Origin of the sequence: Pseudarthrobacter oxydans (genome assembly GCF_013314975.1) — a bacterium.
Classification (GTDB): domain Bacteria; phylum Actinomycetota; class Actinomycetes; order Actinomycetales; family Micrococcaceae; genus Arthrobacter; species Arthrobacter oxydans.
On sequence record NZ_JABTYH010000012.1, the window covers coordinates 90,787 to 114,109 of the forward strand.

The 23,323-nt window shown below is 66.4% G+C and carries 27 protein-coding genes; 14 read left to right on the forward strand and 13 right to left on the reverse strand.

Going from position 1 to position 23,323, the window contains the following annotated elements; translation table 11 throughout:
• Positions 1–8 precede the first annotated feature (8 nt).
• Entirely contained in the window at positions 9–1,277 is a 1,269-nt protein-coding gene (locus HTS88_RS10220; RefSeq protein ID WP_174177982.1) for an FAD-dependent oxidoreductase, read from the forward strand.
• A gap of 193 nt (positions 1,278–1,470) precedes the next feature.
• Here HTS88_RS10220 and HTS88_RS10225 read toward each other — a convergent pair whose 3' ends face one another.
• The 4 genes from HTS88_RS10225 to HTS88_RS10240 form a co-directional block, all read right to left on the reverse strand.
• Positions 1,471–2,091: a DUF305 domain-containing protein gene (locus HTS88_RS10225; RefSeq protein WP_174177984.1), complete on the reverse strand. Its 621-nt coding sequence runs from the start codon at positions 2,089–2,091 to the stop codon at positions 1,471–1,473.
• 73 nt (positions 2,092–2,164) lie between these two features.
• Entirely contained in the window at positions 2,165–2,677 is a 513-nt protein-coding gene (locus HTS88_RS10230) for a hypothetical protein (RefSeq protein WP_174177985.1), read from the reverse strand.
• A gap of 78 nt (positions 2,678–2,755) precedes the next feature.
• Positions 2,756–4,894: a heavy metal translocating P-type ATPase gene (locus HTS88_RS10235; protein ID WP_174177987.1), complete on the reverse strand. Its 2,139-nt coding sequence runs from the start codon at positions 4,892–4,894 to the stop codon at positions 2,756–2,758.
• A gap of 54 nt (positions 4,895–4,948) precedes the next feature.
• Entirely contained in the window at positions 4,949–5,284 is a 336-nt protein-coding gene (locus tag HTS88_RS10240; protein ID WP_174177989.1) for a heavy-metal-associated domain-containing protein, read from the reverse strand.
• A 288-nt stretch (positions 5,285–5,572) separates the two neighbouring features.
• Here HTS88_RS10240 and HTS88_RS10245 point away from each other — a divergent pair, with 288 nt between their 5' ends.
• Positions 5,573–6,244 (forward strand): PAS and ANTAR domain-containing protein, encoded by a 672-nt coding sequence (locus HTS88_RS10245; protein ID WP_174177991.1) that lies wholly within the window; start codon positions 5,573–5,575, stop codon positions 6,242–6,244.
• 6 nt (positions 6,245–6,250) lie between these two features.
• On the opposite strand, the gene HTS88_RS10250 is transcribed toward HTS88_RS10245, so the two are convergent.
• The 3 genes from HTS88_RS10250 to HTS88_RS10260 form a co-directional block, all read right to left on the reverse strand.
• Entirely contained in the window at positions 6,251–6,880 is a 630-nt protein-coding gene (locus HTS88_RS10250) for a hypothetical protein (RefSeq protein ID WP_174177993.1), read from the reverse strand.
• A gap of 82 nt (positions 6,881–6,962) precedes the next feature.
• Complete coding sequence (locus HTS88_RS10255; RefSeq protein ID WP_217432469.1) at positions 6,963–7,643, reverse strand: class F sortase; 681 nt, start codon at positions 7,641–7,643, stop codon at positions 6,963–6,965.
• A gap of 33 nt (positions 7,644–7,676) precedes the next feature.
• On the reverse strand, positions 7,677–8,447 hold the full coding sequence (locus tag HTS88_RS10260; RefSeq protein WP_174177998.1) for a hypothetical protein: 771 nt from the start codon (positions 8,445–8,447) through the stop codon (positions 7,677–7,679).
• 232 nt (positions 8,448–8,679) lie between these two features.
• On the opposite strand from HTS88_RS10260, the gene nhaA reads away from it, so the two are divergent.
• Positions 8,680–10,032 (forward strand): Na+/H+ antiporter NhaA, encoded by a 1,353-nt coding sequence (nhaA, locus tag HTS88_RS10265; RefSeq protein ID WP_174178000.1) that lies wholly within the window; start codon positions 8,680–8,682, stop codon positions 10,030–10,032.
• Between the two features lie 92 nt (positions 10,033–10,124).
• Here the strand turns inward: nhaA and HTS88_RS10270 are convergent, their stop codons facing one another.
• The 5 genes from HTS88_RS10270 to HTS88_RS10290 form a co-directional block, all read right to left on the reverse strand.
• Entirely contained in the window at positions 10,125–10,388 is a 264-nt protein-coding gene (locus HTS88_RS10270) for a GlsB/YeaQ/YmgE family stress response membrane protein (RefSeq protein ID WP_174178002.1), read from the reverse strand.
• A 145-nt stretch (positions 10,389–10,533) separates the two neighbouring features.
• Complete coding sequence (locus HTS88_RS10275; RefSeq protein WP_174178004.1) at positions 10,534–10,758, reverse strand: hypothetical protein; 225 nt, start codon at positions 10,756–10,758, stop codon at positions 10,534–10,536.
• A gap of 104 nt (positions 10,759–10,862) precedes the next feature.
• Positions 10,863–11,219: a hypothetical protein gene (locus tag HTS88_RS10280; protein ID WP_343044924.1), complete on the reverse strand. Its 357-nt coding sequence runs from the start codon at positions 11,217–11,219 to the stop codon at positions 10,863–10,865.
• A 10-nt stretch (positions 11,220–11,229) separates the two neighbouring features.
• Positions 11,230–11,967, reverse strand: a complete 738-nt coding sequence (locus HTS88_RS10285; protein ID WP_174178006.1) for a GAF and ANTAR domain-containing protein — start codon at positions 11,965–11,967, stop codon at positions 11,230–11,232.
• Between the two features lie 91 nt (positions 11,968–12,058).
• The gene (locus HTS88_RS10290; RefSeq protein WP_174178008.1) at positions 12,059–12,316 is read right to left on the reverse strand and encodes a hypothetical protein; all 258 of its coding nucleotides are present in this window, start codon (positions 12,314–12,316) and stop codon (positions 12,059–12,061) included.
• Positions 12,317–12,656: 340 nt separating this feature from the next.
• Here HTS88_RS10290 and HTS88_RS10295 point away from each other — a divergent pair, with 340 nt between their 5' ends.
• The 10 genes from HTS88_RS10295 to HTS88_RS10340 all read left to right on the forward strand — a co-directional run bounded on the left by HTS88_RS10295 (position 12,657) and on the right by HTS88_RS10340 (position 21,116).
• Entirely contained in the window at positions 12,657–14,018 is a 1,362-nt protein-coding gene (locus HTS88_RS10295) for a hemolysin family protein (protein ID WP_174178010.1), read from the forward strand.
• Entirely contained in the window at positions 14,011–15,051 is a 1,041-nt protein-coding gene (locus tag HTS88_RS10300; protein ID WP_174178012.1) for a hemolysin family protein, read from the forward strand. Before HTS88_RS10295 ends, HTS88_RS10300 begins: the two co-directional genes overlap by 8 nt.
• A gap of 176 nt (positions 15,052–15,227) precedes the next feature.
• A complete protein-coding gene (locus HTS88_RS10305; protein ID WP_174178014.1) occupies positions 15,228–16,511 on the forward strand; it encodes an MFS transporter in 1,284 nt (427 codons plus the stop codon).
• Positions 16,471–16,848: an ArsR/SmtB family transcription factor gene (locus HTS88_RS10310; protein WP_251422904.1), complete on the forward strand. Its 378-nt coding sequence runs from the start codon at positions 16,471–16,473 to the stop codon at positions 16,846–16,848. The genes HTS88_RS10305 and HTS88_RS10310 overlap by 41 nt, the downstream gene beginning before the upstream one ends.
• 129 nt (positions 16,849–16,977) lie before the next feature.
• The gene (locus HTS88_RS10315; protein ID WP_174178016.1) at positions 16,978–17,154 is read left to right on the forward strand and encodes a CsbD family protein; all 177 of its coding nucleotides are present in this window, start codon (positions 16,978–16,980) and stop codon (positions 17,152–17,154) included.
• Positions 17,155–17,340: 186 nt separating this feature from the next.
• A complete protein-coding gene (locus tag HTS88_RS10320; RefSeq protein ID WP_174178018.1) occupies positions 17,341–18,537 on the forward strand; it encodes an AI-2E family transporter in 1,197 nt (398 codons plus the stop codon).
• Positions 18,538–19,869, forward strand: a complete 1,332-nt coding sequence (locus HTS88_RS10325) for a DUF2254 family protein (RefSeq protein ID WP_174178020.1) — start codon at positions 18,538–18,540, stop codon at positions 19,867–19,869.
• A gap of 57 nt (positions 19,870–19,926) precedes the next feature.
• The gene (locus HTS88_RS10330) at positions 19,927–20,400 is read left to right on the forward strand and encodes a hypothetical protein (RefSeq protein WP_174178022.1); all 474 of its coding nucleotides are present in this window, start codon (positions 19,927–19,929) and stop codon (positions 20,398–20,400) included.
• Positions 20,401–20,460: 60 nt separating this feature from the next.
• Positions 20,461–20,868, forward strand: coding sequence for a four-helix bundle copper-binding protein (locus tag HTS88_RS10335; RefSeq protein ID WP_174178024.1), 408 nt, complete (start codon positions 20,461–20,463; stop codon positions 20,866–20,868).
• A gap of 14 nt (positions 20,869–20,882) precedes the next feature.
• The gene (locus tag HTS88_RS10340; protein ID WP_174178026.1) at positions 20,883–21,116 is read left to right on the forward strand and encodes a hypothetical protein; all 234 of its coding nucleotides are present in this window, start codon (positions 20,883–20,885) and stop codon (positions 21,114–21,116) included.
• A gap of 91 nt (positions 21,117–21,207) precedes the next feature.
• Here the strand turns inward: HTS88_RS10340 and HTS88_RS10345 are convergent, their stop codons facing one another.
• Positions 21,208–21,588 (reverse strand): MerR family transcriptional regulator, encoded by a 381-nt coding sequence (locus tag HTS88_RS10345; protein WP_174178028.1) that lies wholly within the window; start codon positions 21,586–21,588, stop codon positions 21,208–21,210.
• Positions 21,589–21,771: 183 nt separating this feature from the next.
• Between HTS88_RS10345 and HTS88_RS10350 the strand changes: the two genes are divergently transcribed.
• Positions 21,772–23,295, forward strand: coding sequence for a SulP family inorganic anion transporter (locus HTS88_RS10350; protein WP_174178030.1), 1,524 nt, complete (start codon positions 21,772–21,774; stop codon positions 23,293–23,295).
• Positions 23,296–23,323 lie beyond the last annotated feature (28 nt).

The window sequence follows — 23,323 nt, forward strand, 5'->3', positions numbered from 1 at the left end:
GGGGCACGATGAGTCCACAGGACCAGCCGGAACGCGACTGCGTGATCGCTGGCGGTGGCCCGGCCGGCATGGTGCTCGGCTACCTGCTCGCGGGCGCCGGCCTGAAAGTCACGGTGCTGGAGAAGCATGCGGACTTCCTGCGTGACTTCCGTGGCGACACCGTGCATCCTTCCACCGTCACCCTGCTCGGCGAGCTCGGGCTGCGGGAGAAATTCCTCCAGCTGCCCCTCACCCGGCTGCCCACCCTGGATGCCGTTGTGGAAGGGCAGCGCATCACCATGGCCGACTTCCGCACCCTCCGGGGCCCCGACAACTTCCTGGTCCTGGCCCCGCAGTGGGACTTCCTGAACTTCCTGGCCCGCGAGGCGGCAGCTTTCCCCACCTTCGAGCTGCTGATGAACACGGAGGCCGGCGGACTGATCATGGAGCAGGACCAGGTGCGTGGCGTGCGGGTTGAAACGCCCGACGGCGGACGCGAGATCCGTGCGACGCTGACCGTGGCCGCGGACGGGCGGGCGTCCGTGCTGCGCTCGGCGGCGGGGCTGGTACCGGATGAGTTCGGCGTGCCCATCGACGTGCTGTGGTTCAACCTTCCCAAACCGCCCTCGCCGCCGCCAGTGACCCTCGGGTATATCTCCTCCCGCGGGATGGTCCTCACCCTTGACCGGGGCGACAGGTACCAGTCGGGCATGGCCATCCAGAAAGGCGGACTCGATGAGCTCCGGGCTGCAGGTCTGGGCGCACTCCGTGAACGGCTCACTCGCGCGGCTCCTGTGCTGCAGCCGGTGGTTGGCACCCTGCAGGACTGGGAGCAGGTCAAACTCCTCTCCGTCCAGATCAACCGGCTCCGGCGCTGGTACCGGCCGGGCTTCATGGCTATCGGCGATGCCGCCCACGCAATGTCCCCGGTGTTCGGCGTCGGCGTGAACTTCGCCATCCAGGACGCCGTGGCGCTGTTCAACGCCATTTCGGGGGACCTGGCTGCCGGAACGGCCCCGGTGGAGAAGCTCGCGGCTGTGCAGCGGCGCCGCGAGATGCCGGTGAAAGTCATGCAGCTGATCCAGCGCAACGGGCACAAGGCCATCTCCAGGGCAGCCACGGGCCGCCGCTTCGCGCCGCGCTGGGTGGTCGCGGTAATCCGTATCGCCTCACCGCTGCTGCGCCGCTTCACCGCACGGTTTATAGGCGTCGGAATCCGCCCCGAGCATGTGAAACCGGCGGCGGCTGGATCCAGGCGATCCAGGCGCCGCCAGCCGGGCGGACGCTCTCTCACTTGACGCAGTCCCCGGACGGACGCTCTCTCACTTAACGCGGTTCCCGGACGGACGCTCTCTCACTTGACGCAGTCCCCGGACAGACGCTCTCTCACTTGACGCAGTCCCCGGACGGACGCTCGTTCATGCTCGCGAGGTAGGTGATAGAGCGTTGGCCTATTTGGGGCATTAAGTGAGAGAGCGTCGTGAGGGAGGGTTAGAGCCCGGCGAGCATCTCCTTCATCTCGGCGATCTCGGCTTCCTGGGACGTGGCGATGTCGCGGGCCAGCTGGATGCTTTCGGGGTGCTTGCCTGCGGCGATTTCCTGCTGCGCCATGTCGATCGCGCCTTCATGGTGTCCGATCATGTGCTCCAGGAAGAGCCGGACGGCGTCCGTTCCCTGGGCGTCCTTGAGCTTCTCCATGCCCTCAGAATCAACCATGCCGGTCATGCCGTGCCCGGAGTGGTCCGACATCATGGTGGGCACGTTCCAGTCCTTGAGCCACCCGGTCATGGTGTCGATCTCCGGCGCCTGCGCGTCCTTGATCTTGGTGGCCAGGGCGGTGACGTCCGCGGGCATGTCCGGTTTGGCCAGGATCATGTCGCTCATCTCCACGGCCTGCGCGTGGTGCGGGATCATCATCTGGGAAAAGGCGATGTCCGCAGGGTTATGGCCGGCACTGGCATCGGGCATCATGGTGGACGCGGGGCCGGAGCTGCCGTGGTTCATGGGCATGGTGCTTCCGCCGGAGCTTTCGGAGTCGGCAGCGCACCCGGCCAGGCCAAGTGAGGCTGCCAGCGCAGCGGCGACGGACAGGGCTTTGATCTTGCTGTTCATTGTGTGTTGGTCCTTCAGGAACGTAGGTGAACTGGGCCTGTGGAGGCGTGGATGGCCACGCAGCGCAGTCCGTTTACGTTCGGCTGATGGACAGTTCGCAGGGCGTTTTGCTGGGCGGGACGAAGGAGTAGCCGGTGCTTCCGTGAGCGCCTGACGCCGGGGCCAAAAGCGCAGTGGGGTTGGCCGGGGGCGGGACGGCTGCGAGCGATCCGGTCTTGGCCAGCGGGGTGCAGGACGCGCCGCCTTCCCGCACGTCCGGGCAGCCTGCGCTGCATGATTCGGAGGCGGTAAAGGCCGCGCCCACAGCGTCCGCCAGGACCGCTGCGTGCCCGGCATCGGAATGTTCGACGGCGGTGTGCCCGGCTGAATGGTCCACGGCGGCATGTTCCGCCGCGGTGTGCCCAGCGGGAGCGTGCCCGACGGCGGCGTCCCCGGCCGCGACGGCGGCGCCCGCGTGGGCTGCGTGCGAGTAATGGTCCGCGGTCATGACGTGCATGCCGAAGATTCCGGCCACGATGGCCATAACCGCAGCCAGCAGCCCCGCGCGGAGGAGGGCTGCCGGCAGGACGCTGGCGCGTGCGGTCATGCTGGTTCCTCCTCCTTCAGTGGACGGGGCGGGACTGGATTGGATCGGACTGGGCGGGACGGGCCGGGTTCAGTACCTTCAACGTACCTCGGACGGGCTGAGTTTCACCCGCCGCAGCAGCTGGGCGTTCAGGGCCACCACAATAGTGGACGCGGACATCAGGACCGCCGCGGCTGCGGGGGAGAGCGCCACCCCGGCGAACGCCAGGACACCGGCGGCCAACGGAACGGACAGGATGTTGTAGCCGGTGGCCCACACCAGGTTCTGCCACATCTTCCGGTAGCTCGCCCGGGAGAGGTCCACCATGGACAGCACCGCGCGCGGATCATTTCCGGCGAGCACCACCCCGGCGGACTCCATGGCCACGTCCGTGCCGGCCCCGATGGCGATGCCCACCTCAGCGCGGGCCAGCGCCGGCGAATCGTTGACGCCGTCGCCCACCATGGCCACCTTCAGGCCGCGCGCCTGCAGTTCGGCAACCTTCTTGTCCTTGTCCGCAGGCAGCACCTCGGCGAACACTTCATCAATGTTCAGGTCCTTCGCCACGGCCTGTGCCACCTGCCGGGCATCGCCGGTGATCATGCCCACCTTCACGCCGCGGTTCTGCAGGGCCGCGACGGCCTGGCGCGACTCCGCCCGCACCGCGTCCTCCAGGCTGACCGCCCCCAGCACGCGGCCGTCGTCGTCAATCACGTGCAGGACGGCAGCGCCGCGGTCCATCCACGCCCGGGTGGACCGGGCCAGGGCGGAAGGTTCGACGGCGCCCAGCTCGCGCAGGAGCGCGGGCCCGCCCACGTGCACGGTTCGTCCGTCCACGGAGGCCCGCACGCCCCGGCCGGTCAGGGAGCCGAAATCCGTGACGGCAGGAAGGGTGAGGTTGCGTTCCCGTGCCGCGCGGACGATGGCCCGGGCCACGGGGTGCTCGCTGTCCGATTCAACCGCGGCGGCAAGGGCCAGCAGCTCGTCGGCGTCCACGCCCTCGGCGGCGGCCACGTCCTTCAGTTCGGGTGCGCCCGTGGTGAGCGTGCCGGTCTTGTCGAAGAGGACCACATCGATGGTGCGCATGCGTTCCAGCGCCATCCGGTTCTTGATCAGCACCCCGGCCCGGGCGGCCTGTTCGGTGGAGATGGCGATGACCAGCGGGATGGCCAGGCCCAGGGCGTGGGGGCAGGCGATGACCAGGACGGTCACGGTGCGGGTGACGGCTTCCGGGATACTGCCCAGCAGGGTCCAGGCGATGAAGGTGAGGACACCCGCCCCTGCGGCGAAGTAGAACAGGAAGGCCGCGGCGCGGTCGGCCAGGGCCTGGGCCCGGGAGGAGGACGACTGTGCCTCGGCCACCAGCCGCTGGATGCCGGCCAGGGCGGTGTCGTCGCCCACTGCCGTCACGCGGACGCGGACGCTGGTGTCCGTGGCCACGGTTCCGGCCACCACGGTGTCGCCCGGGCCGCGCGGCACGGTTTTGGATTCTCCCGTGATCATCGACTCGTCGACTTCCGCCTGCCCCTCCACCACCGTTCCGTCCGCAGGCATCCGGGCGCCGGAACGGACCAGGACCAGGTCGTCTGGCCGGAGTTCGGAGACGGGAACGGTTTCCGTGCCGGTGTCCGTAATGCGTTCGGCCTCATCAGGCAGCAGTGCCGCGAGGGCATCCAGGGCGCCCTGTGCTGAACCGAGGGCCCGCATTTCGATCCAGTGGCCCAGCAGCATGATGGCCACCAGCAGCGCGAGCTCCCACCAGAAGTCTAGGTCGAAGCCTCCCAGGCCAAGGCTGGTGACCCAGGACGCGGCGAACGCCACGGTGATGGCCATAGCGATCAGCAGCATCATGCCCGGCCGGCGGTCCTTCAGCTCCTGCAGGCCGCCCTTGAGGAATGGCTGGCCGCCGTAGAGGAAGATCACCGTGCCCAGGACGGGCGGGATCCAGGTTGAGCCGGGAAACATGGGGGCCATGTAGCCCAGGATGTGCCCCACCATGGGGCTGAAATAGACCACGGGGATGGAGAGCGCCAGCGTCAGCCAGAACCTGTTCTTGAACATGGCCGTGCTGTGTCCGGCGTGCTGCCCGTGCGTGTGGACGGCATGGTCGTCATCCCGCCCCGCGGTGTGGCCGTGGTTCTGGTGCCCGTGCCCGCTGCCTGAAGCAGCCGACGGTTCGGTGAGGGTGCCGCCTAAGGGGCGGTCGTCGTCGTGATGGTGGTGCTGGTGGTCCTGCATCGGTTCCTCCTTGGAGGGCACCGCAACCCGGGGCAGCAGCCCCGGTGCGGAAAATCAGTTGGCAGCCAGGGAGTACCCGGCCGAGGTGACGGCCTGGCGGACCGCCGCGTCTGAAACGGAGCCGGCAACGGTCAGGCCGGAACGGCCGCCGGCCACCAGGTCCACGGAGGCCGACTCGACGCCGTCAAGGGCGGAGACGGCCTTCTCCACCGTCCGGACGCAGTGCCCGCAGGTGAGGCCCTCGACGGAGAAGGTGCGCCGGGAGGGGGCAGCGGCGTCGGAATTTACGACGGCGGCGGGCGCCTTCTGCGCGTGGCCTGCGGGAGAGCAGCAGCTGCAGCCGGTGCTGGAGGCCAGGGGAAGCTCGGTGCGGTTCGCGCTATCAAACATGTCAGTTCCATTCCTTGGTGAAGGACAATTCCTTGCTGGGCAGGTGCTGGGGTTGAACGGCTGTGACGGCGGTGCGGGGCACCGGCCTGGACATACCACTTCACTGACAACACCTTGAATATACCCCCAGGGGGTATGAGCGTCAAGGCTTCCCCGTCATCCAAATTCCGGATTGCTGCGGAAGTGGCCGTAAGCCCTTACCCCGGGGGTCTTGCCCGGCCATAATGGGAGGAGTGCGGACTGTGCCAACGGCCGGGGACGTGTTGGACGCTACATGGAGGTGGCCCTGTGTCAGAGCTGACCGGCCCTTATACCTATTCCAGCGCGCTGGGGGACAACCAGTGCGTGGCCGGGACGTTCCGCGTGGACATCGAAACATGGAAGATCCACTGGTCGGATGCCATGTTCCAGCTGCACGGATACCGGCGGGGCGAGGTTGTGCCCACCCTGGACTTGCTCTTCTCGCACAAGCATCCGGAGGACCGGCCCAAATGCGAGGAAATTGTGGCGCAGGTTGTCCGGACCGGCGGCTATTTCTGCATGTACCACCGGATCATCGATGCCCAGGGGAGGACCCGGCGCGTCCTGACAACCGGTGACGCCATCGTGGACGGCGGCCGCGTCACCGCGCTGGAGGGCATCATGCTCGATCTCACCTCAACGCTCCAGCGTGAAACCGAGCAAACCGCCCGTGACGCGGTCATCGGGGCCACCTCCACCAGGACCGTCATCGACCAGGCCCGCGGCATCCTCATGGGCCAGCTGAAAATGGGGTCTGACGATGCCTTCCAGATGCTGGTGAGCACCAGCAGCCACCGCAATGTCAAGCTGGTGGTGGTGGCCGCCGAACTGGTGCAGCTGGCCAACTCGGCGGAGTCGCGCAAGTACCTGGAAGCTGCTGTCAAGGCCATCGAGATGGATGGCCGGGGGAACGCGGCGCAGCGGAAGCGGGCTGTCTAGGGCCAGTTAGTGGTGCTCCACCCAGCACGCCAGGATGGTGGTGGACAACTGGTAGGCCAGCGCATTGCGGGTGATGCCATCCGGGCCCAAGGTCTCCGGCAAACCCGAGGCGTCAACCTGCAGCACAAAGCTGTCCTTCTGGAACACTGCCGATCCGTCCGCGGTTTCGTAGGCGGGAAAGCCGAGGCTGGCGAGTCCCTCGATCGGCGTCGCGTCCTCAGCCAGCGCCTGCATGGCGTCAAAGTACGTCAGCGCTGCAGCCTTGTCCGGTGCTTCCCGGACGGAGATATCAAGCGCACCCTCGTCCAGGTGGTACGTGCAGGTGAAGGTGCTGTCCGCCCAGCTGTTGACGGTGTGAGGGTCCTGGTCCAGGTCAAGGATCGCCGTGAGCCTGTCCATCGGCTGGTCACCGCACACCATCTTCGCTGCTTCGCTGGGTTCACTGACGGCAGTGCGCTGGGAAGGTGAGCCGCCGCCGTGATGTCCCGCGTGGCCGCCCTGCGCTGAGGGTGCCGCAGCGGAGGCATCCGACGACGGCGCCTGGGCAGCTCCCACGGACCCCGCCGCCGCGGCGCAGCCGGAGAGCAGCACGGCGGAAACAGCCAGCGAGGCAAGCAGTGGCGTGCGGTATGTCATGTCTCTTCCGTCCTTGCCGCACCCTCTCCGGGTTGCGCCGTTTGTTCGGTTCCTGCGGGGTTGGGCTTGGCGGTGCGCCAGGTCAGGCTTTGAGCTTGGCGTAGATGACGTAGTTGTCATCAAAGAGCCCTGTGTCGGGGTCATAGCCGTCACAGGTGATCAGCCGGAGTTCGGGGCCTGCCGTGTTCCCGTAGACCTCCAGGGTGGGGAAGTCGTTCTTGCTGTAGAGGGCTCCGCGGTCGACGGTGAACACGGCGATGCTGCCGTCGGTTCGTGAGACGTTGATTTCGGTTCCCGGGGTGAGCTGGCGGAGGTCCGCGAACACACCGCCGCGGCCGCTGGGAGAGTTGACGTGGCCCAGCATGACGGACGGTCCGCGTTCACCGGGGGTTGGGGATCCGTTGTACCAGCTGGCCGGCGCACCACTGCCGGTGTCCTGCGGCACTTCGAGCGATCCGTTCTCCCGCAGGCCGAGCTTGAGGAGATCGGTCCGCACGCCGATGGCGGGAATTTCAAGGACCACCGGCTCGGACCGGGGCAGGGCTGCAGGCCCTGGCGCCGCAGGCGCGGGAGCGGCCGGTGCCGGCATCGCAGGACTGGCCGCAGCCGGGGCGGGCGCCGAGGAAGCCGCGGCCGAAGCGGAAGGTGGGGCACCGGCGTCGGGCGTTCCGGTCTCTGCGGTGCCGCAGCCGCCCAAAGCCAGCAGGAGCAGAAGCCCGGCCGCCGTGGTGGCCCGGAGGCCCCCGCGGCGGCCGGAATTCATGGTTGTCACAGTGATGATCCAGTCAGCCCAGGCTTAGGCCGCGGATCCCGCGCTGCGGCGGCGAACAACGTAGGCGCCGCCGGCGAGGGCAGCCAGGGCAAGGCCGCCACCCAGAGCCAGGGCGCCGGTGTCGGTTCCGGTTTCCTGGCTAACGCCGGTGTCAGCACCGCCTGCGGGCATCTTCATCTGTCCGGCGGTCAAGGTCCCACACAGGGCGGGGGAGGTGGCGGCCAGCGGGAGTTCGGGAACAAGGTCGCTCTTGGCTGCCTGGCCCGCTGCGCTCAACGTTGCCGGGTCAAGGCCGTGGACAACAACCACGGCGGTTCCTGCTTCCAGGGCGGCCTTCGTTTCTGCGTTCAGTTCAAAGGTGCGGTCCACGGTGTAGCTGGCACCCTGGCCGGCGACCTTGAGGTCCAGCCCGGCGGCAGGGCTGGTATCGCCGCTGGTGGACAGGGTGGTGACAATGCCGCCGTAGCCCGGTGCGCCCTCGGTGGTGGACACAACCTGGTCACCGTCCTTGTCAGCGGACGGTGCCGGGCATACACCCTGGGCGCCGCCGTGGATGTGCTGGACGTGGGGGTAGGGAGCGTCCATGAAGGTCGCGGCCAGGCCGGAGACCTTGAGGACGGCGTGGGCCTGGTTGCCCGTGACATCCACAGTGATGGTGCCGGAGGCCGAGCTGCCGTTGATCTGGCCCAACGTGGACTGGTAGGACTGGTCAGCGGCCATCGCGGGGCTGCCGGAGAGCGCAAGGGCGCCCAGTGCAAGGGTTGGTACAGCTAAAAAGCGGAGTGTCTTGTTCATCGGAAAGCAGTCTCCTCATACAAGTGACGTGGTCGTCCCAGATGAGGGACAAAGGTACTTCGGCGCCGCTGCTGTTACGGATGGGAAAAAAGTGAAATAAGCCACAGCTTTGATGACAGCGACACCGCAACCCGCAGGAAAGAAGGGAGTCAGCCCCTGTAGGATGGAACGAAGGTGCGCCGGGAAGTCTGGTCGGCAATAGTTTTGTAGACCCCAGATGCCAGGAGACTCCATGAACCAGACCACGCCCTCAACACCCCCGCCCGGGAAGGGAAAATCCACCGTTCTCTCCAGGGGCAGTTATGCCGAGGCCCTGCGGATCGGGGAAATTCTCCGCAAGGAAACCGTGGGCGGCGCCCTGCTGGTGGCGGCTGCGGTCATCGCCCTTATCTGGGCCAACTCCCCGGCGTCGGACAGCTACTTTGCCCTCCGGGACTTCAAGATCGGCTACGAGCCCTGGCACCTTGAGCTCAGCCTTGGCGCCTGGGCGGCAGACGGGCTGCTGGCCATCTTCTTCTTCCTGGTAGGCCTGGAACTCAAACGCGAGTTCGTCGCAGGGGACCTTCGCCAGATCAGCAAATCGATCGTGCCCGTGGCCGCCGCCGCGGGCGGCGTGGTGGTGCCGGCGCTGATCTACGTTGCGATCAACCTCACCAGCCCCGAGACCCTGCGCGGCTGGGCCATCCCCACTGCCACGGACATCGCCTTCGCCGTGGCAGTCCTGGCCATCATTGGATCCCACCTTCCCAGCGCCCTGCGGATCTTCCTGCTGACGCTCGCCGTGGTGGACGACCTCATCGCGATCACCATTATCGCGTTCTTCTACACCAGCGACCTTGACGTCACGCCGCTGCTCCTGGCCCTCATTCCGCTGGGGATCTACGCCTTCCTGGCCCACAAGTACCGCCACTTCTTCGGCATGAAAGCCTCTGCTGCCTGGGTCATCCTGCTGCCGCTCGGCGTCGTCACCTGGGCCCTTGTCCACGCGTCCGGCATCCACGCCACGGTGGCCGGCGTGCTGCTGGGCTTCGCCGTCCCCGTCATCCGCTCCCAGGCCGCCGGCGGTCCGGACGCCGGGCCCGGCCTGGCGGAAATCTTCGAACACCGCTTCCGGCCCATCTCCGCGGGCATAGCAGTTCCCATCTTCGCGTTCTTCTCCGCCGGAGTGGCCGTCGGCGGCTGGGAGGGGCTGGGTTCAGCCCTTGCGGACCCGGTGGCACTGGGCATCATCGTGGGCCTGGTGGTGGGCAAGCCGATCGGCATCCTGGGTGTCACCTGGCTGCTGACCAAGGCCACCCGGGCGGAGCTGGACAAGTCCTTCAAGTGGATCGACGTGTTCGGCGTGGCCCTCCTGGCCGGCATCGGGTTCACGGTGTCCCTGCTGGTGGCCGAGCTCAGCTTCGGGCAGGGGAGCCTGCACGATGACCACGCCAAGGTGGGCATCCTGGGCGCCTCAGTGCTTGCTGCGCTGCTGGCCACCGCCGTGCTGAAGACCAGGAACCGGCAGTACCGGGAAGCCGAGGCGCTGGAGAAGGTGGACGCGGACCAGGACGGGATCCCGGACGTCTACCAGGAACGGAACTGACGCTCCTACAACAGCAACGCGGGGCCGCTGCGCACCCTTCCGGAATCCCCGGAATGGGCGCGGAGCGGCCCCGCGTTTGGTGTAGCTCGTGCCTAGCGGTTCACCGACCTCCGGCGTCCCACAACGGCCTCGGCTGTTCCTACCAGCAGCACCGCGGCGATGACAGCCACGATGAAGCCCAGGAAGTTCAGCTCGAAGATGTCTCCGGTGCCCAGCAATGATGCGACCACCCCGCCGATGACCGAGCCAACAAGGCCCAGCAGGAGGGTGGCCAGCAGGCCCAGGTTCTGCTTGCCCGGCTTGATGAGGCGGGCAAGTGCGCCAATGACCAGGCCGGCAACGATGAATCCAATCACGGTGTGCTCCTTAGTGGTGGTTGCGGGCGGAAAACGCCCGTACTGCCGCAGCGGTGCCGCAATGGATTCATTCTATGCACGCCCCGGGCTGCCCCCGCTGTGCGCAAAGGGCCCCTGCAGGTGATGGTCCCCGTGCCGGCGGGAATCAGGCCGTGGCCAGGGGCTTGGCCTGTTCCTCCACATGCCGGATCTCCAGCGCCTCAGGGTCCAGCAGCTTCCGCGTGCCGGTCCTCGCGTCCAGGATCCAGAACAGTTCCAGGGCCGGCACCACGTCCATCACCCGCCCCCGGTGGAAAAGTTTGCCGTTATGCCATGCCTCGATTTCGTCGCCGACCCTGAGCTGGCCGGTGAGAACTCCCTGTGCCTCCATGATGCGCCTCCTGCAGTTGTATCCCCGTAAGAGACAGCATGCCGTGGCCACGTTGCTGAAATGTTTCAATGCGGTGTTTTTTCTGTGACTATGCTGGCGCCGGCTCAGCGTGAGGTGTCTTTGCCGATGTCACCAAGGTGGCGGTCCAGCGTCCCCGCGGTTCCGGTTGGGCCGGAACCGTTGCCGGCGCCGTTGGTTCCGGATCCGTTGAGCTGGTCCGAGTAGGGGGCATGGAGCGGTGGCCTCTCGTCGATAAGCTCATTTGCGGCCATGGCCAGGAGGTCGCGCTGGAAGACGGGTAAGGAGATGAGGCCCTGCGAGTAGGCCTGAACCTCGTACTCGCCCGCGGAGCCGCAAATACTGAAGTACCTCAGCCAGAGTTCCCCCATGCTGATGTCGGCGGCCTTCAGTGCATCATTAAGCTGATTGCGTTGTTCCGGTTCATGAGGATCGAAGCCCACGTCTCACCTCTCAGCGTGCTTCCGGAGGCACCTTGGCGAGCAGCTCTTCACTGACCTCAATCAAGGGGAGACCGGATTCCCGGGCTTTTCTGACAAGTTGCTTCATCGCGTCGTCCTTGCTGAGGCCCTCGCGTTCCATGAGCGCCCCGCAGGCACGGTTGATGGTGTCCCGGCTGGCCAAGGCCGCCTGGAGATTTCCGTTGATCCTCAGCAGGGTGTCATCACCCTGGATGTGCGCCAGCAGCGTGGCGGCGGTTCCGGCGAACAGGGACAGGACCCGGCCGCTGTCCTCGTCAAACTGCGCCGGAAGGGCCGCATAGATTTTCAAGGTTCCGATCCCTTCGTTTCCAAACAGCAGCGGGGCGCTGACCACGGATCGGATCGGCAGGTCGGCTACCGCGGACTGCCAGGCTGGCCATCGTCCGTCTGTCCCGATGTCGTCGACAATCACCACCCGTTCACTGGCCCAGGCGGTGAAGCACGGGCCCTCGCGGAGGCCGTACTGGGCGGCGTCCGCCTGCTCCACCACAGGGTCGGTGAAACCGCTGCTGGTTCCCTCGCCGCCTTGGCTGATCAGGGAAACGCCGGTTCCCCCGGCACCGGGTGTTGAGTCCTTGATGCCGCGGGCCAGCAGGTGGACGGCGTTGCCCGCCTTGTCCCGGGTCAGCAGCATGCCTTTGATGCGGGCTACGGCGAGGGCCAGCTCGTCCACGGGCAGTTTGCTGGGTCCCCCGGCCGTGTAGTTCATACCCTCGCCGGACCTTCCAGTACGGATTCGCAGCCATACAGGACCATGGCGGCCTCGCGCGCAGCACCGGTGATCTCCGGAGAGAGGGGCATCAAGCCACAGCCGGATAGCTGTAGAGAATGTAGTCAGCCGCGGCCGGGCCGGTCATCCGAAGTTTGCTGTTAGTCAGGTCAATGCCGCAGCGGTGCATCCCCGCCCGGAAGGCCTGGTCTGGCTTGGGCTCCAGCCCCCTGAGCACGGCCCAGCTGACGTAGAGGCCGTAGAGGCAGTCGGGCCCGAGGCCGCCGTCGTTGGAAGGATCGAAAACCGTTGCCTGGTCAAGGAACTGCTGGAAGTGCGAGATTGCCATTGTGTGGCCTTTTCAGGTTCTGCATCCTGCGCCGCCGCGTGGCTACAGCAGCTTCTCCGGGGCCTGTGCAGGAGGCCCGGGAGGGGACGGGAAATGATTACCGTCACACCTCCGAATGTACGCGCGCCTACGGGGTAAGTACAGGGGCCGGACCACCTGCGCAGGTGCCCATGCCGGTACGGAGCGGGTGCAGGGCTTCTCTGCTGTGGGCATACAGGCCCGGTCCGGAGGAGCCGTGCCGGTAGGATGGAGTGCATTATGGATGACCCTCCTTCACATATGCCCAAGCCCCTCCGCCTTCTGACCGGTTCGCCGGCCACCACGGGAGAGGGGCGCCTGAATGTATGAATGGATCATGCTCGGTATCGGCCTCGTCCTGACGGTCGGTACCGGTTTCTTTGTTGCCTCCGAGTTCGCGCTGGTCAATCTGGACCGCAATGACCTCGAAGCCCGCCAGGCCCGCGGGGAAAAGCGGCTGGGCACCACCATCAATGCCCTCAAGATCACCTCGACGCACCTTTCCGGCGCGCAGCTGGGCATCACCCTGACCACGCTCCTTACCGGTTACACGTTCGAGCCCGCGATCAGCTCCATGCTCAGCGGCCCCCTGCAGTCCGCCGGTATTCCGGAGGCCGTGGTTCCCGGCGTTGGAGCGGTGATAGGTATCTTCATTGCCACGGTTTTCTCCATGGTGATCGGCGAACTGGTTCCCAAGAACTTCGCCTTGGCCCTCCCGCTGGCCACAGCCAAAGTGGTGGTCCCTTTCCAAGCCGTCTTCACCGCGGTGTTCAAGCCCGTGATCCTGCTGTTCAACAACACCGCCAACAAAATCATCCGGTCCTTCGGAATCGAGCCAAAGGAAGAGCTGTCCGGTGCCCGGAGCGCCGAGGAGCTGAGCTCGCTGGTGCGCCGGTCCGCCATGGAAGGCGTGCTTGACCAGGACCATGCGGTACTGCTGCACCGGACGCTCCGGTTCTCCGAGCACTCCGCCGCGGACGTCATGACCCCCCGCGTCCGGATGACAGCAGTCAACGCCGATGACACCGCAGAGGACATCGTCGCCCTTGCCACGACCACCGGCTACTCCCGCTTCCCGGTCATCGGAGAGGACCGCGACGACGTGCAGGGCGTGCTCCACGTGAAGCAGGCGTTCGCCGTGGACCTCGCGGACCGGTCCCGCGTGATCGCGTCTGAACTGATGATCGAGCCGCTGCGGGTGCCGGAATCCATGGGCGTGGATACGCTCCTGGTCCTGCTGCGCCGGCAGGGCCTGCAGGTGGCCATCGTCTCCGATGAACACGGCGGAACCGCCGGCATCGTGACGCTGGAGGACCTGGTGGAAGAGATTGTCGGGGAGCTTGAAGACGAGCACGACCGCGCCCGCACCGGCGTGGTGCGGACGGGACGGTCCATCACCTTTGACGCGTCCCTGCGGCCTGACGAACTCTTGGACCGGACGGGGATTACCGTCCCTGACGGGGAGGAATACGACACCCTGGCCGGGTTTGTCACGGACCAGCTGGACCGGATTCCGGAACTGGGTGATGAAGTAGAGATCGACGGCGGGACCCTCCGGGTGGAGCGCGTCCTGGGTACGCACGTGGAGCGGATCCGCTTCACCCCTGACGCCTCACAGGACGCGCCCCGGAGCGCCCACGACCGCATCATTGATGACCTCACGCAGGAGCTGACCCATGAGTGAATACCTTCCCGGCATTATCTGGCTGGTGGTGCTCCTTGTGGTCAACGCGTTCTTCGTCGGGGCTGAGTTTGCCGTCATATCGGCACGCCGCTCGCAGATCGAGCCCAAGGCAGAAGCCGGCAGCAAGGCCGCCAAGACCACGCTGTGGGCCATGGAGCATGCCACGCTGATGCTGGCCACCAGCCAGCTGGGTATTACTGTCTGTTCCCTGGTGATCCTCAACGTCTCCGAACCTGCCATCCACCACCTGCTGGAAATCCCGCTGGGCCTGACGTCCCTGTCTTACGAGGCAATCAGCATCATTGCCTTCGTCACCGCTCTGTTGCTGGTCACCTTCCTGCACGTGGTGCTCGGAGAGATGGTCCCCAAAAACATCTCCTTCTCCGTTCCAACAAGGGCAGCCCTGATCCTGGCCCCGCCGCTGGTGATGGTGGCGCGCATCTTCAAGCCGGTGATCTGGACGCTGAACGGCATCGCCAACTCCATCCTGCGCCTGTTCAAGGTGGAGCCGAAGGACGAGGCCACCAGCGCCTACACGCTGGATGAGGTGGCGAACATCGTGGAGCAGTCCACCCGCGACGGCATGCTGACGGACACCACCGGAACGCTGAGTGCCGCGTTCGAATTCACGGCCAAGACTGTGGCGGACGTGGAGGTTCCCATCTCCGAGATGGTGCTGCTGCCGGAGTCCGCCACGCCCGCTGACATCCAGCGCGCCGTGGCCGGGCACGGATTCTCCCGGTATATCCTCACCAATGACGACGGCGAGCCCTCCGGGTACCTGCACCTCAAGGACGTCATGGACCTGACCACGCAGGAGAAGTTCACCCAGCGTGTGCCGGCCAAGCGCATACGGCGCCTGGCGTCCGCCTTCAGCGGCAGCGAGCTTGAGGACGCGCTGGCCACCATGCGCCGTACCGGTGCCCACGTTGCACGGGTCTTCGATGCGAAGGGCAACACCACCGGTGTCCTGTTCCTGGAGGACATCATCGAGGAACTGGTGGGCGAGGTCCAGGACGCCACCAGCGCCTGAGTCGCCGAGGCGTCACGGCCGCAGCACCGCAGCACCACAGCCACGAAGGCGCCGCTCCGTCACGGAGCGGCGTCTTCCATCGTTAACAGGGCCGGCCAACGGCGCAGGACACAATGGCAGGCCAGGCTTATGATGAGTGCATATACGTGCACATATGCACTCAAGGAGTGGGCTGGATGTTTTCGGTTCTGCGGAACGCAACGTACCGGAGGCTTTTCGCCGCCCAAATCGTGGCGCTGATCGGCACGGGCCTGCTGACGGTCGCGCTGGGGCTGCTGGCCTACGACCTGGCTGGGGGCAATGCCGGCGCGGTGCTCGGTACAGCACTGACCATCAAGATGCTTGCATACGTGGGCCTGGCGCCGGTGATCAATGCGCTGCTGGCCCGCTGGCCGAAGAAACCGGTCCTGGTCGGCGCCGACCTAGTGCGCGCCGCAATGGCCCTGTCCCTGCCGTTCATCACCGAAGCCTGGCAGATCTACGTGGTGATTTTCCTGCTGCAGTCTGCCTCTGCCACGTTCACCCCGGCCTTCCAGTCGCTGATCCCCACCGTCCTTCCGGACGAGCGGGACTATACGCGGGCGTTGTCGCTGTCCCGGCTGGCCTACGACATGGAGGCGCTGGCCAGCCCGGCGCTGGCCGCGGTGCTGCTCACCGTCATGAGCTACAACAACCTGTTCCTGGGCACCGTGGCAGGGTTCCTGTTCTCCGCCGCCATGGTGGCCATGTCCGTCCTGCCACGGGTCTCCGCCGCGGAGGCGCCGCAGGCCTCGCTCTGGCACAGGACCACGCTCGGCGCCAGGATCTTCTGGCGGAGCCGGCGGCTCAGGTCGCTGCTGGCACTGAACCTGGTGGTCGCGGCCCCCACAACCCTGGTGCTGGTGAACACGGTGGTCTATGTCCGCGATGTCCTGCAGCGGCCGGACACGGACCTTGCCCTTGCCCTGGCCTGCTTCGGCGTGGGCTCCATGGCCGTTGCATTGTCCGCCCCGCCGCTGCTGGAACGCCTGGGTGACCGGACGGTGATGCTCACCGGGGCCGCCGTCGTTCCCCTTGTCCTGGCCGGCGCCGTCGCCATTTCCTGGACCGCACCCCGCAGCGGATGGTGGCTGCTGCTCACCGTGTGGTTCATCATGGGCGCGGCCAACTCCACCATCCTCACGCCGTCGTCGAGACTGCTGCGGGAAGCCTCCACCGAGGACACCCGGGCGTATGTCTTCACGGCGCAGTTCTCGCTCTCGCACGCCTGCTACATCCTGGCCTATCCGCTGGCCGGCTGGGTGGGAGCAGTGGCCGGTTTGGGCTGGGCTGCGGCGGGGCTGACAATTGTTGCGATGATAGGCAGTGCAGGAGCATTCCTGTCCTGGCCCCGGCATGATGCCGCAGGGACCGGGGACCGTGCAGGGGAGGAGCAGGACAGTGGCCAGCCAGCCCCGCAGCGAAGCCGCGCCCGCCGCTGACGTCCCGTCCCTGGTCCACCAGGTAACCCCGGGTCCGGAGCTGCTGGAGGCGGCGTCCGCCACCCTCCGGATGCTGGCCGAGCCCACGCGCCTCCACCTGCTCTGGCAGTTGTCGCAGGGCCCCAAGACCGTGACCGAGCTGACGGCCGCCGTCGGGGTGCCCCGCACGGTGGCAAGCCAGCACCTGGCAAAACTCCGTTTCAGCGGGTTGGTGGACACGCGCAAGGACGGCCGCCACGTGATCTATTCCCTGCGCGACGGGCACCTGGTGCGGCTCATCCGCGAAACCATCAACCACGCGGACCACCGCATCACCGGCGAACCCACCCACGGCTGACGCTTTGAAAAGGGGGTGTGCCGCAGCTCACCGCGCAAATTGATCAGCACCCTTAGTGATTTGTGGTTACGATGGGAACGTAAGCCGCTGGCAGGACGCCGGCGGGAGCCGACCGTAGGGAGAAACACCATGGGTTTGGACGACAAGATTGGTAACGCAGCCGAGAAGCTTGGCGGCAAGGGTAAAGAGGCCGCCGGAGAAGCAACCGGTGACGACCGCCTGAAGGCCGAAGGCCAGACCGACCAGGCCAAGGGCGACCTGAAGCAGGCCGGCGAAAAGGTCAAGGACGCTTTCAAGAAGGACTGATTCCGGTCTACCAGCAAGGGGTGCGGTTCCGCTGGAGCCGCACCCCTTGCTTTTAACTGAAGGGCCGGGCAGCTGCCGTCCGTTGTTTCAGCCAGGACAGTCCGTGAGAGGTTTAGGTAGCCTGCGCGGCGTCGCCGATGCCACTTTTCGCAGCACCAGCGCTTGCTGAACCAGGGAGACAACTGAATGCAGACTCAAAACCGGGCAAACCCGTGGCAGGACGGTCTTGGCCGGGTGAGCATCAGGGCAGGCCAGCTGCTGATGCTCCTGGCCCTTACCGCCGTCCTCATCTACGGGCTCATCCAGGTGCGGCTGGTGGTCATTCCCCTGCTGCTGGCGCTGATCCTGGCCGCTGCCATCGCACCGCTGGTGAACTGGCTCAGAAGGAAAGGCTGGCCCAGTGCGGCGGCCACCGGCTTCTCCTTCCTGCTGCTCCTGCTGGCCCTGGGTGGACTGGTCACGGCCATTGTTTTCGCCGTGATCGGCCAGTCGGGCGAACTTGCCCGCAGCGCCACGGCGGGATTCGACCAGGTCTACGCCTTTGTCCGGACCGGCCCCATTCCGGTCGATGACCAACAGATCCAGCAGGCACGTGACGCCGTGCTGGACTTCGTCACCAGCAGCACCGCGGGCGCCGGTGTTGTCACCGGCCTCAGCGCGGCAGGGACCTTCATCACCGGCGCCCTGCTCATGGCCGTAATCCTCTTCTTCTTCCTCAAGGACGGAGAGCGCATCTGGGCGTTCATCCTGCGCGCCTTCAAGGGCACGCGGCTGGTGAAGGCAAGGCGCGTGGGGCAGGACAGCCTCGCGGTACTTGGCGGGTACGTCCGGGGAACGGCCATCGTGGCCATCGTTGACGCGTTCTTCATCGGGTTGGCCCTGGTTGTCCTCGGAGTTCCGCTCGCCCTGCCGCTGGCTGCCATCGTGTTCATCGGCGCCTTTATCCCCCTGGTGGGAGCCACCCTCGCCGGCGTGCTGGCAGCCCTCGTGGCCCTGGTGGCCAACGGGCCTGTCACGGCCCTGATCGTGATCATCGTCGTCATTGTTGTCAACCAGCTCGAAGGCAACTTCCTGCAGCCGGTGGTCATGGGGCGCACTCTCAGCGTGCACGCCCTCGTCATCCTGCTGGCACTCACAGCCGGAACCATCCTGGCGGGCATCATCGGCGCCATCCTCTCCGTTCCCCTGGCGGCCGTCATCTGGGCCGCAATCAAAGCATGGAACGAAAAAACAGACGCCCAAATCACGGCGGAGGATGTTTCAATAGCCGAGCAGGAGACCTCCCGGGACGCACACGGCCGGCTGTCCGCCGCTGCGGCAACGGACCACCCTTCGCGGGAACCGGCATCCCACGGCGGCGCGGGACAGGGAAGCGAGGAATAAGTGAACACCACTACACGCAGCGCACACTGGCTCGATGCCCTGCGCACCCGGCTCTGGCCGCTTCCGGCCCTGGCTGTTGCCTTGGCGGTCGTCCTGGGCATGGCACTGCCCGCGCTGGACTCGGCCGTCGACGGCGAGCTGCCGGACAGCGTCACGGTTTTCCTCTTCAGCGGAGGGCCGGAGGCTGCCCGGGCCGTCCTGCAGGCCATCTCAGGTTCGCTCATCACGGTGACCTCGCTGACCTTCTCACTCACAGTGGTAACCCTGCAGTTGGCCAGCAGCCAGTTCTCTCCCCGGCTGCTGAGGACCTTCACCTCGGACCGGTTTGTGCACGGAACGCTGGCGCTCTTCCTGGCCGCCTTCGCCTTCTCACTCACAGTCCTCCGCAGTGTGCGGGACGAGGGTAACGGCAATACCGCCTTCGTACCTGAAATTTCCGTCACCGTGGCCTATGCGCTCGCCATGGCCAGCGTCGTCGGACTGGTGCTCTTCCTCGCGCACCTCACGCGGGAAATCCGGGTGGAAACCATGATGCGCAGGGTCAACGTGGAAACCCAGGAAACGATCGACCGCGTTTTTCCGCGGGACCGGCCCGCGCCCCCGCCCCAGCCGTTTCCGGCAGAGGGGAGCTTCCCTATCCGCTCCAGTTCCTCCGGCTTCCTGACTTCATATGACCAGGGCGCACTCCTGCAGGCGGCGAAAGATGCCGGCGCCGTTCTCCGCATAGACCGGGAACCCGGCAGCTCGCTGGTCCAAGGCGTCCCGTTTGCCACCGCCTGGCCCGTGGCGCCGGGAGCGACGTTCACTGCGGACGTCCGGGAGAAGCTCACAAAAGACATCAACGCCGCCGTGGCAACCGGGTATGAACGCACCAACGTCCAGGACGTCGGATTCGGGTTCCGCCAGCTGGTGGATGTTGCCGCGCGGGCGCTCTCCCCGGGTATCAACGATCCCACCACGGCGGTGCACGTCATCGGGCACCTCTCCGCGCTTCTCTGCACGCTGGCGGAGCGTAACCCCGGGCCCGAGAGTTCGGTCGACGACGACGGGCGGGTCAGGGTGGTGCTGTCCCTTCCCGGACTGCAGGACTTCCTCAGCCTGGCGATGGACCAGCCCCGGCAGTACGGCGCGTCGGACCCTGCCGTTGCGGCCCGCCTCCTCCGGCTCCTCCATGAGCTTGCGTGGTGCGACCGGAAGGGCCAGTACCGGGCGGAGATCGTGGACCACCTTGGCCGGATGCGCAACGCCATCGGCTCCGCACACTATTCGGCGCCGGAGCGTAAGGACCTGATGGACCTGGCTGATTCCATCGCAAAAGTAATACTCATGTGATCTGCGGAACAGGAATACGAAGCTAGGCTTAGTAAAAGCCCTCTACAGGAAGTGGTGATGGCCACACTGGGTTCGCCTGCGCTTGGACTGCTTCGCTGCCTTGTCGCGCTGCGGGGCGTTTTCGTATGGCTGCTCCTGGTCCTGCTGATTGCCGGTGCTGCTTCCTATACGTCCGGCAGCCGGTACGCCCTGGTTCCCGGGCACAGCCCGGTGCAGGGCGGACAAGCCGCTGGCGACGTGCCGCTTCAGGCAATAGCAGACGCCGATCCGGCAGCGCCTTCAGCCTCCGCGGCGCAGTCCGTCCGCGTTGTCCCCGAGGCCGGCCCGTCCGCTGAGCCTGCGGGACTCGAGAACGAGGGCGAGCGGATCAAGGCGCCCCGCGGTGAACCCGTCCCGGTGCGGACCGGTGCGGTGGATCCGCCGTCATTAATCCAGCGGCTGCCCGGCGGCAGCCTCCACTCCCATGACGTACCGCCTGAGCCGGAACTGCCGGCACTCACGGTGGTGGAGCTTTCCATCAGCAGGACGTAGGAACGGTTCGCCGTTCCACCACACCCCCTACCTGCTGTTTTGACCTGGAAAGAGATACCAATGACACACGTACAGTCCATGCTGGACGCCTACCCCAAGGATGTGGCGGGCATCGACAAGGCCAAGCTCGTGGAATGCATCCAGGCGTGTTTCGACTGCGCGCAGACATGCACCGCGTGCGCCGACGCCTGCCTGAACGAGGACATGGTGGCCGAGCTCACCAGGTGCATCCGCACCAACCTCGACTGCGTCGACATCTGCGCGGCCACCGGAAAAATCCTCTCCCGCCACGGCAATTACGACGTCGGCATCACCCGGGCAGTGCTGGAAGCATGCCGCATTGCCTGCCGTGCCTGCGCGGAGGAGTGCGGCCAGCACGCCTCCATGCACCGCCACTGCGAGGTGTGCGCCGACGCCTGCCGCCGCTGTGAGCAGGCCTGCACCGACCTCCTCGCCTCGCTGGATTAGGCGGGGTGGACGCTATGGCGCATTCACAGATTCCGCTGGCTGTACGGCGCGCCGGCAGCAGGGGCGGGGCCCGTGCCGGGCGCGCGGAAGACCCGCAGCTGCGGCGGATGCTCGCCACGCACGTCCACTGCGGCGAGCCCATGCAGCTGGTGGCAGCGCCGGGCGAGGGGCCGGCGGCAAAGAACGACGGCGGCCTGCTCACCTACCGGTGCGCGTGCGGGTTCAGCTTCGATCACTGGGAGGGCTGAGCGGCTTCTCCAACGGCCGGCTTGTCCTTGGCGCTTATTGGGGGCGCCGAGGGCTGGCATCCTTACATACATCCGCGGAAGGCCCTGACCGTCAGCCGCGGCCGCTGAGCCGTTCGATGAGTTGATCGGCCTGGGCCAGGTTGCGGGCCATTTTGGCGCGCTCAGTCACGGCCTTCTCCAGGTACGCGGCGAGTTTGGCCTTCGCGTCATCGGAGGCCCCTGCTTCCTGTGAGGAGAAGAGCTCGAGGATGTCGGCCATCTCCTCCAGCGAGAATCCCAGGGGCTTCATCTGCTTGATCACCGTGAGGCGCTCGACGTCGTTTTCTGAATACACCCGGAAGCCGCCCCCGGTGCGGGCCGTGGCTGGAAGCAGCCCCACGTCGTCGTAATGGCGGATGGTGCGCAGGGACAAACCTGTCCGTTCCGCCAGTTCGCCGATGTGCATGGTTGAAGTGCCGGCTCGTGCTGTCATGTGGGTGGGCCTCCGTAATGTCCGCGTCCAACCCTACCATCACGTTAGGGTAGAGTTGCTGGAGCCGGAGAGACGCCTGAGCGGCGGACTCCCGGCGTTCCCGGCGCGGCGCTGCGCCCCCTTCATTCTTCGAACACGTGGAGCCGCTGCCCCGCGCCTTCCTGACCATGAACGGAGCCGGCAATGGCCGTCAAAACCTCTGCGGATGCCCCCGCCTCCACACCGGAACAGCTCCAGTCTGTCCGGGAAACCCTGAAGTCGCCGCGGCGGCTCAAGACCGAAGTCCTCGGCGGGCTCGTCGTCGCGCTTGCCCTGATCCCGGAGGCGATTGCCTTCTCGATCATCGCGGGCGTGGATCCCCGCCTGGGACTTTTTGCCTCCTTCACCATGGCCGTCACCATCGCGGTCGTGGGAGGCCGGCCTGCCATGATCTCCGCAGCCACCGGCGCGGTGGCCCTGGTGATCGCCCCGCTGGTGAAGTCCCACGGCGTGGACTACCTGGTTGCCGCCGTCATCCTGGCCGGCGCATTCCAGGTCATCCTGGGCTTGTCCGGGGTGACCAAACTGATGCGCTTTATTCCACGGTCGGTCATGGTGGGCTTCGTCAACGCCCTGGCCATCCTGGTCTTCATGGCACAGGTTCCCGAACTGCTGGGGGTGCCGTGGCTGGTGTACCCGCTGCTGGCACTTGCTTTGGTGATTGTTTTCGGACTGCCCCGGCTCACCACGGCCGTGCCCGCTCCGCTGGTGGCCATCGTGGTCCTCACGCTCATTACCGTCCTGGCGGCCATCACCGTTCCCACGGTGGGGGACAAGGGCGAGCTGCCGGACTCGCTGCCGTCGCTGTTCGTACCGGACGTTCCGTTCACCCTTGAGACCCTGCAGGTCATCTTCCCGTTCGCGCTGGCCATGGCGTTCGTGGGGCTCCTCGAATCCCTTATGACCGCCAAGCTGGTGGATGACATTACGGACACCCGCTCCCACAAGAGCCGCGAGGCGTGGGGGCAGGGCGTGGCGAACCTCGTCACCGGGTTCACCGGCGGGATGGGCGGCTGCGCCATGATCGGGCAGACCATGATCAACGTCAAGGCCTCGGGCGCCCGCACCCGGATCTCCACCTTCCTGGCCGGCGTGTTCCTGCTGATCCTGGTGGTGGTGCTCGGCGGCGTCGTCTCCGTCATTCCCATGGCCGCGCTGGTCGCTGTGATGATCTTCGTCTCCTGGGCCACGTTCGACTGGCACAGCATCCACCCGCGCACGCTGAAGATGATGCCCAAGAGCGAAACCCTGGTCATGGTGGCCACGGTCGTGGTCACTGTTGCCACGCACAACCTGGCCATCGGCGTCGGCGTCGGCGTGCTGGTGGCGATGGTGATGTTCGCCCGCCGGGTGGCCCACTTCGTCACGGTGGAACGGACGGTCACCGGCGTGGAAGGCCATGAAACCGCCACGTACACGGTGAACGGCGAGCTGTTCTTCGCCTCGTCCAACGATCTCTACACCCAGTTCGAGTACGCGCTGGACCCGCAGTTTGTGGTGATCGACATGCACGCCTCGCACCTCTGGGACGCCTCAACCATCGCCGCCCTGGACGCCATCACCGAGAAGTACCGGCACCACGGCAAGGACGTCAAGATCATCGGCCTGAACGATGCCAGCACCAGCATGCGCGAGCGCCTCGGCGGGAAGCTCGGCGCCGGGCAGTAACAGGGCCGGTAACAGGGCCAGTAGTAGC

What these genes read in the sequence shown, in the direction of transcription:
- HTS88_RS10340 (WP_174178026.1), top strand. Translation starts at nt 20,883, where the DNA reads ATGGCGCATTCACAGATTCCGCTGGCTGTACGGCGCGCCGGCAGCAGG.
- HTS88_RS10300 (WP_174178012.1), top strand. Translation starts at nt 14,011, where the DNA reads ATGAGTGAATACCTTCCCGGCATTATCTGGCTGGTGGTGCTCCTTGTG.
- HTS88_RS10295 (WP_174178010.1), top strand. Translation starts at nt 12,657, where the DNA reads ATGTATGAATGGATCATGCTCGGTATCGGCCTCGTCCTGACGGTCGGT.
- HTS88_RS10250 (WP_174177993.1), bottom strand. Translation starts at nt 6,880, where the DNA reads ATGACATACCGCACGCCACTGCTTGCCTCGCTGGCTGTTTCCGCCGTG.
- HTS88_RS10350 (WP_174178030.1), top strand. Translation starts at nt 21,772, where the DNA reads ATGGCCGTCAAAACCTCTGCGGATGCCCCCGCCTCCACACCGGAACAG.
- HTS88_RS10235 (WP_174177987.1), bottom strand. Translation starts at nt 4,894, where the DNA reads ATGCAGGACCACCAGCACCACCATCACGACGACGACCGCCCCTTAGGC.
- HTS88_RS10225 (WP_174177984.1), bottom strand. Translation starts at nt 2,091, where the DNA reads ATGAACAGCAAGATCAAAGCCCTGTCCGTCGCCGCTGCGCTGGCAGCC.
- HTS88_RS10230 (WP_174177985.1), bottom strand. Translation starts at nt 2,677, where the DNA reads ATGACCGCACGCGCCAGCGTCCTGCCGGCAGCCCTCCTCCGCGCGGGG.
- HTS88_RS10305 (WP_174178014.1), top strand. Translation starts at nt 15,228, where the DNA reads ATGTTTTCGGTTCTGCGGAACGCAACGTACCGGAGGCTTTTCGCCGCC.
- HTS88_RS10220 (WP_174177982.1), top strand. Translation starts at nt 9, where the DNA reads ATGAGTCCACAGGACCAGCCGGAACGCGACTGCGTGATCGCTGGCGGT.
- HTS88_RS10290 (WP_174178008.1), bottom strand. Translation starts at nt 12,316, where the DNA reads ATGGCAATCTCGCACTTCCAGCAGTTCCTTGACCAGGCAACGGTTTTC.
- HTS88_RS10275 (WP_174178004.1), bottom strand. Translation starts at nt 10,758, where the DNA reads ATGGAGGCACAGGGAGTTCTCACCGGCCAGCTCAGGGTCGGCGACGAA.
- HTS88_RS10260 (WP_174177998.1), bottom strand. Translation starts at nt 8,447, where the DNA reads ATGAACAAGACACTCCGCTTTTTAGCTGTACCAACCCTTGCACTGGGC.
- HTS88_RS10315 (WP_174178016.1), top strand. Translation starts at nt 16,978, where the DNA reads ATGGGTTTGGACGACAAGATTGGTAACGCAGCCGAGAAGCTTGGCGGC.
- nhaA (WP_174178000.1), top strand. Translation starts at nt 8,680, where the DNA reads ATGAACCAGACCACGCCCTCAACACCCCCGCCCGGGAAGGGAAAATCC.
- HTS88_RS10330 (WP_174178022.1), top strand. Translation starts at nt 19,927, where the DNA reads ATGGCCACACTGGGTTCGCCTGCGCTTGGACTGCTTCGCTGCCTTGTC.
- HTS88_RS10320 (WP_174178018.1), top strand. Translation starts at nt 17,341, where the DNA reads ATGCAGACTCAAAACCGGGCAAACCCGTGGCAGGACGGTCTTGGCCGG.
- HTS88_RS10285 (WP_174178006.1), bottom strand. Translation starts at nt 11,967, where the DNA reads ATGAACTACACGGCCGGGGGACCCAGCAAACTGCCCGTGGACGAGCTG.
- HTS88_RS10255 (WP_217432469.1), bottom strand. Translation starts at nt 7,643, where the DNA reads ATGAATTCCGGCCGCCGCGGGGGCCTCCGGGCCACCACGGCGGCCGGG.
- HTS88_RS10240 (WP_174177989.1), bottom strand. Translation starts at nt 5,284, where the DNA reads ATGTTTGATAGCGCGAACCGCACCGAGCTTCCCCTGGCCTCCAGCACC.
- HTS88_RS10345 (WP_174178028.1), bottom strand. Translation starts at nt 21,588, where the DNA reads ATGACAGCACGAGCCGGCACTTCAACCATGCACATCGGCGAACTGGCG.
- HTS88_RS10335 (WP_174178024.1), top strand. Translation starts at nt 20,461, where the DNA reads ATGACACACGTACAGTCCATGCTGGACGCCTACCCCAAGGATGTGGCG.